We start from the raw sequence: 15,025 nt of genomic DNA, 5'->3' as shown, positions 1-15,025 counted from the left end.
CGCTATACCTCGCGATACGATACAACATGTGCATTCACGACATGGAACGACGAGTCTCGGGCACCGTCCATCTGTTGTTGCATTGCACAAAAATACCTACATCCAGGACAGCCAATCTTGCCATCGGGGTGAACGAAATGAATGAAGCCAGGCATCATGTCGTCGTTGTCGGCGCGGGTTTCGGCGGTCTCGAGTTCACCCGTGCACTTGCTGGCGCTCCGGTGCGTATCACCATGATCGACAAGCGCAACCATCACCTCTTCCAGCCGCTGCTCTATCAGGTGGCGACGACGGCGCTGGCCACCTCCGAGGTTGCCTGGCCGATCCGCCACCTCCTGCGCAAGCGCAAGGATGTGACGACCCTGCTCGCCAATGTCACCGGTGTCGACCGCGCCGGCAAGCGCGTGCTGCTCGATGACGGCAGCGCGGTCGCCTACGACACGCTGGTGCTCGCCACCGGTGCCCGCCACGCCTATTTCGGCCACGACGAATGGGAGCCTTTCGCCCCGGGCCTGAAGACGCTGGAGGACGCCACCAGCATTCGGAGGCGAATTCTCCTGGCCTTCGAGCAGGCCGAGCGGGAGACCGATCCCGCCAAACGCCGGGCGTTGCTGACCATTGCGATCGTCGGCGGCGGGCCGACCGGCGTCGAGCTTGCCGGCACCATCATCGAGCTGGCGCATGACACGCTGCGCGGCGAATTCCGCAACATCGACACGCGGCAGACGCGTGTGGTGCTGATCGAGGCCGGCGACCGCATCCTGGCCAATTTCGCACCGAAACTTTCCGACTATGCCAGCAAAGCGCTCGAGCGGCTCGGTGTGACTGTCGAGCTCGGCCGGGCCGTCACGAGCTGCGACGCCGAAGGTGTTGTATTTGGCGATAAGCAACTGGCAGCCCGAACGATCCTGTGGGCAGCCGGCGTTGCCGCTTCGCCGGCCGCTGAATGGCTGGGAGCGAAGGCGGACCGCGCGGGCAGGGTGCTGGTCGAGCCCGATATGACTGTATCTGGCAGCCCGGAGATTTTCGTCATCGGCGACGCCGCCCTTGTGCTGCGGCCCGATGGCCGGCCGGTGCCCGGCGTCGCGCCTTCCGCCAAGCAGGAGGGCCGACATGTTGCGGCCACCATCAAGGCCAGGCTCGGCGGCGACACGACCGCGCGTCCTTTCCACTACAGGCATGCCGGCGATCTCGCCACGATCGGCAAGCGCGCCGCGGTGATCGATTTCGGCTGGCTCAAGCTGACCGGCTGGGCGGCCTGGTGGCTGTGGGGAGTGGCGCACATCTATTTCCTGATCGGTTTTCGCAACCGGCTTGCGGTTTCGCTGAGCTGGCTATGGATCTACGCGACAGGCCAGCGCAGCGCGCGGCTGATCACCCAAGGCGACGACGACAAGGGCTGATTTCCTCGCCCCGATCGTTCATCCGCACGTCATCCGTTGCTGATCGAGTGGCGGCTTCATGCGCGCGACTTGTTGAATGGACTTAAGCAGGTTTCAGAGCGAAGTTCGCTTCGGGGCAGGGCTTGTCAGTTGTCGAAGGAGAAAACATGTCGCAACTGCTCCATCCCATATCCCGCCGCGATCTCCTTGCGGGCGCCGCCGCAGGGGCACTGATTATGCTGCATCCGTTCTCCGCCCGCGCTCAAGGCAACCAGGCCCATCTCCGGATCATGGAGACCACCGACATCCATGTGAACGTGCTGCCTTACGATTACTACGCCGACAAAACGAACGACACGCTGGGCCTGTCGCGCACGGCGTCTCTCATCGATGCTGTGCGCAAGGAAGCCGTGAATTCGATGCTGATCGACAATGGCGACCTGCTGCAGGGCAATCCGATGGGCGACTACATCGCCTATGAGAAGGGGCTGAAGGACGGCGACCTGCATCCGATCATGAAAGGCATGAACCTGCTTGGCTACGAGTGCTCCACGCTGGGCAACCACGAGTTCAACTACGGCCTGTCGTTCCTGGATAAGGTGCTGGCCGGCGCCAATTTTCCCTTCGTCTGCGCCAATTTGATCCGCGGCACCGAGCTTGCCGCGAACCCGCGCGACGACAAGCTCTATCTCAAGCCCTATGTCATCCTCGACAAGAAGATCAAGGACGGTTCGGGCGCCGAGCAGCCGATCAGGATCGGCATCATCGGCTTCGTGCCGCCGCAGATCATGGTCTGGGATCTCAAGAACCTCGAGGGCAACGTCAAGACGCGCGACATCGTCGAGGCGGCCAAGGCCTGGGTGCCGCAGATGAAGGAGGAGGGCGCCGACATCGTCCTTGCGCTGTCGCATTCCGGCATCGACGTGAAGCAGGGCGACATGATGGAGAACGCCTCGTTCTTCGTCGCCGGCGTCGACGGCATCGATGCGGTGTTCACCGGCCACCAGCATCTGGTGTTCCCCGGCAAGAAGGATTTCCAGTCGCTCGACGGTGTCGACACGCAAAAGGGCACGCTGCAGGGCAAACCCGCCGTCATGGGCGGTTTCTGGGGCTCGCATATGGGGCTGATCGACCTGATGCTGGAGCGTGACGGGTCGAAATGGAAGGTCGTTTCAGCCACCTCCGAAGCGCGGCCGATCTTCGAACGCCTCGACAACAAGAACAAGCCGACTGTCCCGGACGACAAGCGCATCATCGCGGCCCTCGACCAGGACCACCAGGCGACGCTGGCCTATGTGCGGCGTCCCGTCGGCAAGACCTCCGCGCCGCTTTATTCCTATTTCGCGCTGGTCGCCGACGATCCGTCGGTGCAGGTCGTCAGCCAGGCGCAGACCTGGTACCTCAGGGATATCCTCAAGAACACGCAATGGAAGGATGTGCCGCTGCTGTCGGCGGCCGCGCCGTTCAAGGCCGGCGGGCGCAACGGCGCCGACTACTATACCGACGTGCCGGCGGGCGACATCGCCATCAAGAACGTTGCCGACCTCTATCTCTATCCCAACACCGTGCGTGCGGTCGAAATCACCGGTGCGCAGGTTAAGGAATGGCTGGAAATGTCGGCCGGCATCTTCAACCGGATCGAGCCTGATAAGGCCGACCAGGCCCTCATCAACACTAATTTTCCGTCCTACAATTTCGACGTCATCGACGGCGTCACCTACAAGATCGATCTGTCGCAGCCGTCGAAATACGATGCCAAGGGCGGGCTGGCCAACGCTGGCGCCAATCGGATCGTCGACCTGAGTTTCGATGGAAAACCAATTGATCCTAAACAGAAATTCGTCATCGCGACCAACAATTACCGGGCCGGTGGCGGCGGCAATTTCCCCGACATCAATGCCTCGAAGATCATCTACGAGGCGCCGGACACCAATCGCGATGTCATCGTCCGCTATATCGTCAGCGAGGGCACGATCAACCCGTCGGCGGACGACAACTGGTCGTTCGCACCGCTGCCTGGAGCCAGCGCCGTCTTCGAAACCGGCCCCAGGGCCAAGGATTTCATTGCGCAGGTGAAATCGCTGAAGATCGAACCGGCGGGCGAGGGCGAGGCGGGCTTCGCGAAATACCGCATCCTGCTTTGAAGGGTGGGCTGCGGGGCGGCTCGATCCAAGCCCCTTACGGCGTGGATTGATCCGAGCCGAAACGTTCCTTGATGTCAGGCATGACGAGATCCAGCGCATCCGTGGAAATGCCGCCGGAATAGCCGTCCGGCAGTTGCTTGATCAGTTCGGGATCGTCGAGCCCTTGCGAAAAGTCGCCGCCGGAATAAGGGCCGAGCAGATAGACGCGGCTGTCGACTCGTTGCATGCGATCGAGAAACCGGTTCGGCCACCCCCACATCCATTTCGCGACGTTGACGGGGATGAGCAAGGTGCCTCTGCGGCAGGCATCCGGAACGTAGCCGCTCCAGCCAATCGCGGCATAGCGCAGGATGCATTGCGTCAGCGATGCGCGGCTTAGCGTATGCATGTCCGGCAGTGCTGCCTTGACGGCGGCGATCGGCTTATCGCCACCATAGACCGACAGATAACCGCGCTCGGCTGGAGACAGCGTGGCAAGCCAGGCGGCCAGCTTTTCGCCTTCGCCCGGATCGTTGCTCTTGACGTTGATGTTGAAGCGGCGGGCCGGGAAGTGCGCCAGAACCTCATCCAGCGATGGCATCATGCCGATACCCTTGCCGCGGAATGGAAAGGTCTTGCCGCCATCCGCCGTATAGCCATAGCCGACATCGAGGGTCTTCAACTCGGCCATGGAATGGCTGCGCGTTTCTCCCTTGCCTTCCGTGCGGCAATCCAGCGTCCAGTCATGGAAGACGGCGAACTTGCCGTCCGTCGTCGGGTGAACATCCAGTTCGAGCGCGTCAGCGCCCAGCGCGAAGGCGGCCTCCATCGAGGGAATTGTGTTTTCGAGGTAGCCATGGCGCGGCGGCAACATGCGACTGGCCGTGCAAGTCTGTCCTGTCATGCCTGCGCGCAAATAATCCTGGGCAAGGCCGCGATGGGCAAGCATCTCCGGCTTGCCGGCGGGGCGACTCGATAACAGCGAGGTGTTGTTGAGCCAGATGCCCACCGCAGCGACACCAATGACGCCGAAGAAGATCGTCCGTCTGCGCATCAGGTGATTTCCGATTCGTCCGTCCTGCGCGGCATTCTGCTTCGCGATCGGACTTTTTGACGGCGACGACGCGGCTATGTCGCGATCATGCTCGACATAGCCTGTTCAAGAGCGTGTCGGCTTACGCCTTGTAGACCACTTGGCGCACGTCGATGTAGCTGGCGCGGAATCCGGCCTCGCAATAGTGCAGGTAGAACTCCCAGAGCTTCTTGAACCGGTCGTCGAAGCCGAGCGGGACGATCTTTTCCCATGACGCCCAGAACCGGTGGCGCCACTCGGCAAGCGTGCGCGCGTAGTCGTCCGGAAACACGCGCTCGCGCAGATGGGCAAGGCCATGATCCTTGCCGAGCGCCTTCAGGATCGACGGCGTCGGCAGCATGCCGCCCGGGAAGACGTAGCGCTGGATGAAATCCGGCCTTGCGCGATAGGTGTCGTAGGCGGCTTCGTTGATGGTGATGATCTGCAGGCCGGCGGTGCCGCCAGGCCTTAGACAGGCCTTCATCTTGCCGAAAAACACCGGCCAGTATTTCTCGCCGACCGCCTCGAACATCTCGATCGAGGCGATGCGGTCATAGGTGCCGGTTTCGTCGCGATAATCCTGCAGCTTGATGTCGACCTTGTCGGCAAGACCAGCCCTGGCGATGCGAGCCGTGGCAAAATCGTGCTGCTCGCGGCTGATCGTCAGCCCGGTCACGCGGCAGCCGATCTCGCGCGCCGCGAATTCGGCGAAGCCACCCCAGCCGCAACCGATTTCCAGCACATGGTCCTTCGGACCGATCCCTGTATCCTTCGCCAGAGCGCGATATTTGGCGGCCTGGGCGCCTTCCAGGTCGTTGGCACCGGTCGTGTAGAGCGCCGAGGAATAGGTCATGCTCGGATCGAGCCATTCCTTGTAGAAGGCGTTGCCGAGGTCGTAATGCGCCGAGATATTGCGTTTCGAACCGGTGCGCGTGTTCTGGTTGAACCAGTGGCGGATGCGCTGGACGGTGTTGATCAGCCAACTGGTGCCGCCCGCGATACGCTCGCCAATGACCGAATTGACCACGAACAGCTCCAGGAAGCTGGTCACATCAGGGCTTTCCCAATCGCCGTCCATATAGGATTCGGCAACGCCGATCGTGCCGCCGGAAAAGGCGCGGCCGGGCAAGCGCCAATTCTTCAGCACCAGTTCGGCATCCGGGCCAGGTCCCTTGCCGCCGACGAGCACGGCGCGGCCGTCCGGCAGCCTCACCCTGAGCGAACCGCGAGGCAGGTTCATCGCCGCCGACAGCACCATGCGCGCTTTCGCCGGCAGACCTTTGACGATCTCCGCGAAGTTGAATTCATCGAGCCTGACCGCGTCGCTCAATGCTACGCCAACATGTTCCTTTTGCGCCATCTCATGCCCCTGGATTTCCGCGGTGCCGGCGCAAATTGCCGGACCACGGTTCTCTTGGATCATTCGCCAGCTTCGAACGCCGCCGCGACCGGTTCGTCGGCGAGCGGGCTCGAACGAAGTGCGCGCCCCCTACCAGAGCTTCAGCGCTTCCCGGTGAATCCGTGCGACAATCTTCCACGTCATGCGGGGAAACTTCAAGGGGCAGGCTGCAAGCGGGGCTGTGCCAAGCAGATTGCTCCCGCCGGCGGGCATCTGTGCCTGTGCACAGCCAAGGCGCAGCGCGTCAAAAAACGCCTATGACCGCAGAATTCCTTGTGCGATAGATTTAGCCATGCGTTATGTAATCGTCATTGCCGCCATCGCATTTTTTTTGATCTGGGATGGCATGTACAATCAGGGCCGCTATCTCGACACCGCTGTGAGAGAGCTTAGCCATGTTGTGCGATATGTTACCAGCAAAGCTTAACTCCAGTGGCAGCAGCCGCGACATCCTTGTCGATTGACGCCAACGTCCTGCCGTCACAAAAGACCCCGGCACTTTGATCGAGGAGGCGGGGTTGATCCGGCATATCGTTTTCTTCAGCGCGCGGCGAAAAGAGGATGTCGAGGCCGTGCGCACCGGCTTGCTGGCGCTCGGCGACATTCCTCATTCCAGCCTGTTCGAGGTCACGCTCAACACCAAGGTGGACCCGCTGTCCGATGAGGTCGACGTGGTCGTCTATGCGGAGTTCGCCGATGACGCCGCGCTGGCCGCCTACAAGGCGCACCCGCTCTACGCGCAGACCACCAGCAAGGTCAAACCAATGCGTGAACTGCGCTATTCCGCCGATGTCGTCGCGGGGAGCTGATCGAACCTTGCTCCAAGGGCGCCTTTCGACGGCCGGTGAATTGACGGGCGAACTGGCCGGTATTGCGATCAAGTCTTGAACGGCTTTGCGGAATGATGCACATCGCGCCTGCATGACCAAAACCGCAGCCGCAGGCACTCATCCGCTCGATCATCTGGTGCTGCCGACGCACAGCCTCGATGTGGCGCGAGGCCGGCTCACCGCGCTTGGCTTCGTCGTTGCCCCGGCCGGTATCCATCCGTTCGGAACGGAAAACTGCTGTGTTTTCCTGGCCGACGGCACCTATCTCGAACCTTTGGCGGTCGGCGACGAGCAGGTGGCGGCAAAGGCTATCGCAGACGGCAATGTCTTCGTCGCGCGTGATCGCGCCTATCGCGACAGCAACGGCGACGAGGGATTTTCCGCCATTGTTCTGGGCACGGGCAATGCCGATGCCGACCATGCACGCTATGTCGATGCCGGCATCTCGGCGGGAGACATGCTGGGTTTTTCGCGCGCCTTCACCGACCCGGCCGGCAAAAGCGACGTCGCGTCGTTCAAGCTCGCCTTTGCGGCCGGAGCCGAGGCCACGGACGCCTTCCTGTTTGCCTGCGAGCGGGTCAACGCGCCTGATGTTGATCGCACGGCTTTGCAGGCCCACGCCAACGGCGCGACCGGAATTGTCGAGATCTTGGCGGTCAGCGATGCGCCCGGAAAGCAGCATGGGCTGATTTCCGTGGCGGTGGATGATCCGGCCGCCGACGGGCAGGGCGGCATTTTTCCCTTGCCGAATGCGGATTTGAGCGTGCTTGACCGCGCGGCTTTCACCGCGCGCTTCGGCCTGCCGGCCGGCGCGCCGACAGATCTACGCTTCGCAGCGGTGGTCTTTTCGGTTCGGAACGCCGATGTGACATCAAGGCTGCTTGCAGCCAATTCCGTCCAACACGATATAGCGGGCAATGATATCGTCGTGCGGCGTGCACCCGGACAGGGCGCGGCCTTTATCTTCCGGGAGATCCCATGAGCAAGCCGCAAGCGTCCAATTCGATGGCGCCCAATTCGTCTGTAGCCGTCGGCAATGTCGTCTTCGACAACAGGGCGGCTTTGTCCCTGATCGCCGGCCCGTGCCAGTTTGAATCGCGCCAGCATGCCTTCGACATGGCCGGCGCACTGAAGGAACTGACCGGCAGGCTCGGCATAGGCCTCGTCTACAAGACCAGCTACGACAAGGCCAACCGCACCTCGCTGTCGGCGACGCGCGGCGCCGGCATGGACGCAGCCCTTCCCGTCTTCGACGAACTGCGCAAGGAATTTTCGCTCCCCGTGCTGACCGATGTCCACACCGAGGAGCAGTGCGCGATCGTCGCGCCGCATGTCGATGTCCTGCAGATTCCGGCTTTCCTGTCGCGCCAGACGGACATGCTGGTCGCCGCCGCAAGGACCGGCAAGGTTATCAATGTGAAGAAGGGGCAGTTCCTCGCCCCCTGGGACATGAAGAACGTCGTCGCCAAGATCACCGGATCCGGCAATGCCAATGTGCTGACCACCGAGCGCGGCGCCTCCTTCGGCTACAACACGCTGGTCTCCGACATGCGCGCTCTTCCCATCATGGCCGAAATCGGCGCGCCCGTGATCTTCGATGCCACCCATTCGGTGCAGCAACCGGGCGGGCAGGGTGGGTCCTCGGGCGGTGAACGTCGTTTTGTCGAGACGCTGGCGCGCGCGGCCGTCGCTGTCGGCGTTGCCGGCGTGTTCATCGAGACCCACCAGGATCCTGACAATTCGACCTCGTCGGATGGTCCGAACATGCTGCCGTTAAAGGACATGCCAGCCCTGCTCGAGCGGCTGATGGCATTCGACCGTATCGCCAAGGGCCTCTAAGGCCGGACGCATACCCTGCCGACCGCCGGCGCTTGTGGAAGGCACGAGCCGGCTATACGCTTGCCTTGCAACTGAGCGTTTTGGCAGGAGGAAGCCATGTCCGTCGCCCGCGTCACCGAAATCACATCGTCGTCGAAGAAGAGCTTTCAGGACGCCATCGAACAGGGAATTGCGCGCGCCTCGAAAACCCTGAAGAACGTCGAGGGCGCCTGGATCCAGGACCAGAAGATCGTCGTCCAAGACGGCAAGATTGTTGCTTATCGCGTCAATATGAAGGTTACCTTCATCCTCGCGGAGTGACCGGGCGTCGCCGAAAAGTCGGGAACCTTCGCCCGCGCCCCTCATTGTCCAAGTATGGTTCTAAACCACAATGAGGAGCACAATCATGACAACCCAGACAGGTCACACCCAAGCCATCGCCGCCTCACGGGTCATCGGTACATCGGTCTACAATACCGAAGGCACGAGCATCGGAAGCATCGAGGATGTGATGCTCGACAAGATGACGAACGGCATCATGTTCGCGGTGATCGGTTTTGGCGGCTTCCTCGGCATTGGCGAAAAATATCACGCCATTCCGTGGGCGAGCCTCGACTATGATGAGGACAAGGGTGGCTATGTCGTGCCGTTTTCCAAGGAACAACTCAGGGCGGCGCCTGCCTATTCGATCAACGAATTGAGCGGGGCGGATGGCGAGGCGGCGCGCGACGAATCTTACAATTACTACAAGGTCACGCCTTACTGGCATTGACAGCAACGACAAAGCGGCCCCGTCGAGAGACGGGGCCGCTTTGTATTCTGGCTTATTCGCTGACGTGTAAGGGGGCCATCGCCTTCGGCGGCGACTGCTGATTGTCGCACGACGTCAGGAATGCCGCCGCGATCAGGAACAGACTCACGATACCACTCAACTGGGACATGGCGAAACTCCTCCTGTTTCGCCCCGCGCGCTGCACCTTAACCGGAAGTCAGCCGACCGTGCATGACTTATGATGACAGCGATTTGCGCTTCGTGAATCGTTCAGAGGCTGATGCCGCGGCAATAATTGCCGGCCGGCCGATTGCCTTTTGCAGCACTTTGGCTAAGACGTGCGGCATTCTTCAGATCAATCGAGGACATCGCAAATGACCGCCATCATCGACATTGTCGGGCGTGAAATCCTGGACAGCCGTGGAAATCCGACCGTCGAGGTCGATGTCATTCTCGAAGACGGCTCGATGGGCCGCGCGGCGGTGCCGTCGGGTGCTTCGACCGGCGCCCACGAGGCCGTCGAACTGCGCGACGGTGGCGCCCGCTATCTCGGCAAGGGCGTGCTCAGGGCCGTCGAAGCGGTGAACGGCGAGCTGTTCGAGGCCATCGGCGGCATGGAAGCCGAAAACCAGATCCATATCGACCAGACCATGATCGAGCTTGACGGCACGCCCAACAAGAGCCGGCTTGGCGCCAACGCCATTCTCGGTGTGTCGCTGGCGGTGGCCAAGGCGGCCGCCGATGCCGCCGGTCTGCCGCTGTACCGTTATGTCGGTGGCACCAAGGCGCATCTCCTGCCGGTACCGATGATGAACATCATCAATGGCGGCGCGCATGCCGACAACCCGATCGACTTCCAGGAATTCATGATCCTGCCGATCGGCGCGCCGACGCTGCGCGAAGGTGTCCGCTGGGGTTCGGAAATCTTCCATACGCTGCGCAAGAAACTGAAAGACGCCGGCCACAACACCAATGTCGGCGACGAGGGCGGCTTCGCCCCGAACCTGAAAAGCGCGCCGGTGGCGCTCGATTTCATCATGGAATCGATCGAGCAGGCTGGCTTCAAGCCGGGCGACGAGATCGCGCTCGGCCTCGATTGCGCCGCGACCGAGTTCTTCAAGGACGGCAACTACGTCTATGAGGGCGAGAAGAAGACGCGCGATCCCAAGGCCCAGGCCAAATACCTGGCCAAGCTTGCCGCCGACTATCCGATCATCTCGATCGAGGACGGCTTGGCCGAGGACGACTGGGAAGGCTGGAAGTACCTGACCGACCTGATCGGCAAAAAGACGCAGCTGGTCGGCGACGACCTGTTCGTCACCAATACGGCGCGGCTGCGCGACGGCATCCGCATGGGCGTTGCCAATTCGATCCTCGTCAAGGTCAACCAGATCGGCTCGCTGACGGAAACGCTCGACGCCGTAGAGACCGCGCACAAGGCCGGCTACACTGCCGTCATGTCGCACCGCTCGGGCGAAACCGAGGATTCGACCATCGCCGATCTCGCGGTTGCCACCAATTGCGGACAGATCAAGACAGGCTCGCTGTCGCGCTCCGACCGCATGGCCAAGTACAACCAGCTGATCCGCATCGAGGAAGAACTCGGCAAGCAGGCAAGCTATGCCGGCAAGTCGGTGGTCAAGGGCTGATCCAGAAACACCGGCTCATCGATACCGGACAAAAGGGCGGGAGCATTCCCGCCCTTTTTTGTTTCGACGCCGCCCAACAGGACACCCGTAACCGTCCGTTAAGCACAATCGGGCGAAAAAGATCGTGAGCCGCCTGAGTTCGCGGCCGCGAGGATTTGGATCATGTGGACGCGTCAGCACAAGCAGAGAAACACCGGCCGACTGATCATTCCCTCGCTTTGCGTGGCGTTCCTGGCCTATTTCGGCTTTCACGCCTATCACGGCGAATTCGGCATCTATTCGAAATATCAGCTGGAAGCCCAGACGGTGGCGCTGCAAGGCCAGCTCGATGTGATCAAGGCGCGCCGCATGGAACTCGAGCGCCGCGTTCGGTTGATGCATGAAGGCACGCTCGAAAAGGACATGCTCGATGAGCAGGCACGCAAGGCGCTCAATCTGTCCCAGGCTGACGAAATCACCATTATGTTGCCGACCTCGTCGAAATAACTGATTTCAAGTTAATCATCAATATTTTCAATGATTTTAATCGCTTAGGCGCATGCCAGCTATGCAAATTCGGCATGGCGCAACGCTTTGACGCGTGTTAGCCTCCCTTAAATCGGTGGGGAAGAGCTGATCTCCCCAGAGCAGATTTCATCTGCTCTAATGTCCACAAAGAGACGCCAACAGGGAGTGATGCATGGCCACCGCCGCCAGAAAAGCGCCTGCCAAATCCAAATCCGACGGCAAATCGGGGCTTTCGGCCCCCAAGCCTGCCGAATTCACCAAGGACGAAGAGCTTGCCGCTTACCGGCACATGCTGCTCATCCGTCGTTTCGAGGAAAAGGCCGGCCAGCTTTACGGCATGGGTTTCATCGGCGGCTTCTGCCACCTCTATATCGGCCAGGAAGCGGTCGTCACCGGCATGAAGATGGCACTGATCGATGGCGATCAGATGATCACCGCCTATCGCGACCACGGCCACATGCTGGCGATGGAACTGTCGCCGCGCGGCGTCATGGCCGAGTTGACCGGGCGTCGGGGCGGCCTGTCCCGGGGCAAGGGCGGCTCCATGCACATGTTCTCAAAGGAAAAGCACTTTTACGGCGGCCACGGCATCGTCGGCGCGCAGGTGTCGCTCGGCACGGGCTTGGCCTTCGCCAACCGCTACCGCGACAACAACAATGTTTCGCTGACCTATTTCGGCGATGGCGCGGCCAACCAGGGCCAGGTCTATGAAAGCTTCAACATGGCCTCGCTGTGGAAGCTGCCGGTGATCTACATCATCGAGAACAACCGCTATGCCATGGGCACCTCGGTGTCGCGCTCTTCGGCGGAAACCAATTTTTCGCACCGTGGCGCCTCGTTCAAGATTCCCGGCATCCAGGTCGACGGCATGGATGTCCGCGCCGTCAAGGCCGCCGGCGACCAGGCGACCGAATGGTGCCGCGCCGGCAACGGGCCGATCATTCTCGAAATGCAGACCTACCGCTATCGCGGTCACTCGATGTCCGACCCGGCGAAATACCGCTCGAAGGAAGAAGTGCAGAAGATGCGCTCGGACCATGATCCGATCGAGCAGGTCAAGGCACGGCTGATGGAAAAGAAGTGGGCGACCGAGGACGAGCTCAAGACCATCGACAAGGAGGTCCGCGACATTGTCGCGGATGCCGCCGAATTTGCCCAGAACGACGCGGAGCCGGATCCGTCCGAGCTCTGGACCGATATCGTATTGTAACGGGAGGGCAAGGACATGCCGATCGAAATTCTCATGCCCGCTCTCTCGCCGACCATGGAAGAGGGCAATCTTTCGAAGTGGTTGAAGAACGAGGGCGACAAAGTCGTCGCCGGCGACGTCATCGCCGAGATCGAGACCGACAAGGCGACGATGGAAGTCGAAGCCGTTGACGAAGGCACGCTGGGCAAGATCCTGATCGCCGCCGGTACCGAAGGCGTCAAGGTCAACACACCGATCGCCGTGCTGCTACAGGACGGCGAAAGTGCCGGGGATATCGGCAAGGCCGCGGCGCCCGCCAAGGCGGAAGCGCCTGCAAAGGCAGAGGCTCCGGCGGCGGCAGAGGATAAGGCGGAGGCCGCAAAGCCGGCTGCGCCGGTGGCTGCTGCTCCGAAGTCGGAAATCGCCGCCGATCCGGACATTCCGGCCGGCACGGAAATGGTCTCGACCACGGTGCGCGAAGCGCTGCGCGATGCGATGGCCGAGGAAATGCGCCGCGACGGCGATGTCTTCGTCATGGGCGAGGAGGTTGCCGAATACCAGGGCGCCTACAAGATCACGCAAGGCCTGCTGCAGGAATTCGGGCCGCGGCGCGTCGTCGACACGCCGATCACCGAGCATGGCTTTGCCGGCGTTGGCGTGGGTGCGGCGATGGCCGGCCTGAAGCCGATCGTCGAGTTCATGACCTTCAACTTCGCCATGCAGGCGATCGACCAGATCATCAACTCGGCCGCCAAGACGCTCTATATGTCCGGCGGCCAGATGGGCGCGCCGATCGTGTTCCGTGGACCGAACGGTGCCGCCGCACGCGTCGCCGCTCAGCACTCGCAGTGCTATGCCGCCTGGTACAGCCACATTCCGGGCCTGAAAGTGGTGATGCCCTACACCGCCGCTGACGCCAAGGGCTTGTTGAAGGCTGCGATCCGCGATCCCAATCCGATCATCTTCCTCGAGAATGAAATCCTCTACGGTCAGTCCTTCGACGTACCGAAGCTCGACGATTTCGTGCTGCCGATCGGCAAGGCGCGCATCCATAAATCAGGCAAGGACGTCACCATCGTCTCCTTCGGCATCGGCATGACCTATGCGGTCAAGGCTGAAGCGGAACTGCGTGGCCTTGGCATCGATGCCGAGATCATCGACTTGCGCACGATCCGGCCGCTCGATCTCGACACCATCATCGCCTCGGTCAAGAAGACCAACCGCCTGGTGGTGGTGGAGGAAGGTTATCCGCAGAACTCGGTCGGCGACCATATCGCCAACCAGGTGTCGCAGCGCGCCTTCGATTTTCTTGACGCGCCGGTCATCACCATCGCCGGCAAGGATGTGCCGATGCCTTATGCGGCGAACCTCGAGAAGCTGGCGTTGCCGAATGTCGGCGAAGTCATCGAGGCGGTCAAAGCCGTCACGTATCGCTGAACCGGGCGGGAGGACAAAATGCCAATCAACATCACCATGCCGGCCCTGTCGCCCACGATGGAAGAGGGCAATCTGTCCAAGTGGCTTGTGAAAGAGGGCGACAAGGTTTCGCCGGGCGATGTGATTGCCGAGATCGAGACCGACAAGGCGACGATGGAAGTCGAGGCTGTCGATGAGGGCACGGTGGCAAAGCTCGTCGTTCCCGCCGGCACCGAAGGCGTCAAGGTCAACGCGCTGATCGCCGTGCTCGCCGCCGAAGGTGAGGATGCAGGCGCCGCCGCGAAAAGCGGGGGCGGTGCTGCACCGGCCAAAGCCGAGACGCCGAAAGCGGAGGCTCCCAAGGCTGACGCACCGAAGGCTGAGACACCCAAGGCCGAACCGGTCGCGACCGCATCCAAGGCAGATGCGGCTCCGGTTGCCAACGGCCATGCGGCCGGCGAGCGCACCTTCGCGTCGCCGCTTGCGCGCCGCATCGCGAAGGAGGCCGGTGTCGATGTGTCTGCCGTGACTGGCACCGGCCCACATGGCCGGGTGGTGAAGGCGGATGTCGACGCGGCGATTGCCGGTGGAGGTGCCCAGGCGGCGCCTGCCGCCAAGGCTCCTGCTGGCGCTCCTGCGCCTGCGGTGAAGGCGATGTCGGATGATCAGATCCTGAAACTGTTCGAACAGGGCTCCTACGACCTCGTCCCGCATGACAATATGCGCAAGACCATCGCGCGGCGCCTGGTCGAAGCCAAGACCACCATCCCGCATTTCTACCTGACGCTCGATTGCGAACTCGATGCGCTGCTGGCGCTGCGCACGCAGATCAATGCGGCAGCCCCGGTGAAGAAGACCGATAAGGGCG

The 15,025-nt window shown here is 61.8% G+C and carries 14 protein-coding genes; 12 read left to right on the top strand and 2 right to left on the bottom strand.

The genetic code is table 11. The annotated features are described in order from the left end of the window. The first annotated feature begins 137 nt into the window (after positions 1-137). Positions 138-1,403, top strand: a complete 1,266-nt coding sequence (locus tag NP503_RS26700; protein ID WP_127269074.1) for an NAD(P)/FAD-dependent oxidoreductase — start codon at positions 138-140, stop codon at positions 1,401-1,403. A 146-nt stretch (positions 1,404-1,549) separates the two neighbouring features. Beyond that, on the top strand, positions 1,550-3,526 hold the full coding sequence (locus tag NP503_RS26695) for a bifunctional 2',3'-cyclic-nucleotide 2'-phosphodiesterase/3'-nucleotidase (RefSeq protein WP_127272400.1): 1,977 nt from the start codon (positions 1,550-1,552) through the stop codon (positions 3,524-3,526). A 34-nt stretch (positions 3,527-3,560) separates the two neighbouring features. On the opposite strand, the gene NP503_RS26690 is transcribed toward NP503_RS26695, so the two are convergent. Together NP503_RS26690 and NP503_RS26685 are read right to left on the bottom strand one after the other, a co-directional pair. Continuing rightward, the gene (locus tag NP503_RS26690) at positions 3,561-4,559 is read right to left on the bottom strand and encodes a glycerophosphodiester phosphodiesterase family protein (RefSeq protein ID WP_127272399.1); all 999 of its coding nucleotides are present in this window, start codon (positions 4,557-4,559) and stop codon (positions 3,561-3,563) included. Between the two features lie 121 nt (positions 4,560-4,680). Next, positions 4,681-5,937 (bottom strand): cyclopropane-fatty-acyl-phospholipid synthase family protein, encoded by a 1,257-nt coding sequence (locus NP503_RS26685; protein WP_127269951.1) that lies wholly within the window; start codon positions 5,935-5,937, stop codon positions 4,681-4,683. Between the two features lie 557 nt (positions 5,938-6,494). Between NP503_RS26685 and NP503_RS26680 the strand changes: the two genes are divergently transcribed. The 10 genes from NP503_RS26680 to NP503_RS26635 all read left to right on the top strand — a co-directional run. Continuing rightward, positions 6,495-6,785 (top strand): Dabb family protein, encoded by a 291-nt coding sequence (locus NP503_RS26680; RefSeq protein WP_023812050.1) that lies wholly within the window; start codon positions 6,495-6,497, stop codon positions 6,783-6,785. 112 nt (positions 6,786-6,897) lie between these two features. Next, positions 6,898-7,788 carry a VOC family protein gene (locus NP503_RS26675; protein WP_127269947.1) on the top strand — a complete coding sequence of 297 codons (891 nt, stop codon included), beginning with the start codon at positions 6,898-6,900 and terminating at the stop codon, positions 7,786-7,788. After that, the gene (kdsA, locus tag NP503_RS26670) at positions 7,785-8,645 is read left to right on the top strand and encodes a 3-deoxy-8-phosphooctulonate synthase (protein ID WP_236383487.1); all 861 of its coding nucleotides are present in this window, start codon (positions 7,785-7,787) and stop codon (positions 8,643-8,645) included. Before NP503_RS26675 ends, kdsA begins: the two co-directional genes overlap by 4 nt. Before the next feature lie 96 nt (positions 8,646-8,741). Further along, positions 8,742-8,945, top strand: coding sequence for a dodecin family protein (locus NP503_RS26665; protein WP_013531476.1), 204 nt, complete (start codon positions 8,742-8,744; stop codon positions 8,943-8,945). A gap of 85 nt (positions 8,946-9,030) precedes the next feature. Beyond that, positions 9,031-9,396 (top strand): PRC-barrel domain-containing protein, encoded by a 366-nt coding sequence (locus tag NP503_RS26660; protein ID WP_127270592.1) that lies wholly within the window; start codon positions 9,031-9,033, stop codon positions 9,394-9,396. 374 nt (positions 9,397-9,770) lie between these two features. After that, positions 9,771-11,045 carry a phosphopyruvate hydratase gene (eno, locus tag NP503_RS26655; RefSeq protein ID WP_127273626.1) on the top strand — a complete coding sequence of 425 codons (1,275 nt, stop codon included), beginning with the start codon at positions 9,771-9,773 and terminating at the stop codon, positions 11,043-11,045. Positions 11,046-11,207: 162 nt separating this feature from the next. Next, positions 11,208-11,531: a septum formation initiator family protein gene (locus tag NP503_RS26650; protein WP_127270588.1), complete on the top strand. Its 324-nt coding sequence runs from the start codon at positions 11,208-11,210 to the stop codon at positions 11,529-11,531. A 193-nt stretch (positions 11,532-11,724) separates the two neighbouring features. Further along, positions 11,725-12,762 (top strand): pyruvate dehydrogenase (acetyl-transferring) E1 component subunit alpha, encoded by a 1,038-nt coding sequence (gene pdhA / locus NP503_RS26645; protein ID WP_127272717.1) that lies wholly within the window; start codon positions 11,725-11,727, stop codon positions 12,760-12,762. 15 nt (positions 12,763-12,777) lie between these two features. Next, positions 12,778-14,178, top strand: a complete 1,401-nt coding sequence (locus NP503_RS26640; RefSeq protein ID WP_127271464.1) for a pyruvate dehydrogenase complex E1 component subunit beta — start codon at positions 12,778-12,780, stop codon at positions 14,176-14,178. Positions 14,179-14,196: 18 nt separating this feature from the next. Further along, on the top strand, positions 14,197-15,025 hold an 829-nt coding region (locus NP503_RS26635), incomplete at its 3' end, for a biotin/lipoyl-containing protein (RefSeq protein ID WP_127272715.1).

The sequence above is a fragment of the Mesorhizobium sp. SEMIA396 genome (assembly GCF_024518615.1).
GTDB lineage: Bacteria > Pseudomonadota > Alphaproteobacteria > Rhizobiales > Rhizobiaceae > Mesorhizobium.
Note: the sequence above shows the minus strand (reverse complement) of the source record. Positions and strands in the feature narration are given on the sequence as shown.

Excerpts from the sequence above, each read along its gene's own strand:
- NP503_RS26685 (WP_127269951.1), bottom strand. The coding sequence starts at position 5,937 with ATGGCGCAAAAGGAACATGTTGGCGTAGCATTGAGCGACGCGGTCAGG.
- NP503_RS26690 (WP_127272399.1), bottom strand. The coding sequence starts at position 4,559 with ATGCGCAGACGGACGATCTTCTTCGGCGTCATTGGTGTCGCTGCGGTG.
- kdsA (WP_236383487.1), top strand. The coding sequence starts at position 7,785 with ATGAGCAAGCCGCAAGCGTCCAATTCGATGGCGCCCAATTCGTCTGTA.
- NP503_RS26650 (WP_127270588.1), top strand. The coding sequence starts at position 11,208 with ATGTGGACGCGTCAGCACAAGCAGAGAAACACCGGCCGACTGATCATT.
- pdhA (WP_127272717.1), top strand. The coding sequence starts at position 11,725 with ATGGCCACCGCCGCCAGAAAAGCGCCTGCCAAATCCAAATCCGACGGC.
- eno (WP_127273626.1), top strand. The coding sequence starts at position 9,771 with ATGACCGCCATCATCGACATTGTCGGGCGTGAAATCCTGGACAGCCGT.
- NP503_RS26640 (WP_127271464.1), top strand. The coding sequence starts at position 12,778 with ATGCCGATCGAAATTCTCATGCCCGCTCTCTCGCCGACCATGGAAGAG.
- NP503_RS26675 (WP_127269947.1), top strand. The coding sequence starts at position 6,898 with ATGACCAAAACCGCAGCCGCAGGCACTCATCCGCTCGATCATCTGGTG.
- NP503_RS26700 (WP_127269074.1), top strand. The coding sequence starts at position 138 with ATGAATGAAGCCAGGCATCATGTCGTCGTTGTCGGCGCGGGTTTCGGC.
- NP503_RS26665 (WP_013531476.1), top strand. The coding sequence starts at position 8,742 with ATGTCCGTCGCCCGCGTCACCGAAATCACATCGTCGTCGAAGAAGAGC.
- NP503_RS26695 (WP_127272400.1), top strand. The coding sequence starts at position 1,550 with ATGTCGCAACTGCTCCATCCCATATCCCGCCGCGATCTCCTTGCGGGC.
- NP503_RS26660 (WP_127270592.1), top strand. The coding sequence starts at position 9,031 with ATGACAACCCAGACAGGTCACACCCAAGCCATCGCCGCCTCACGGGTC.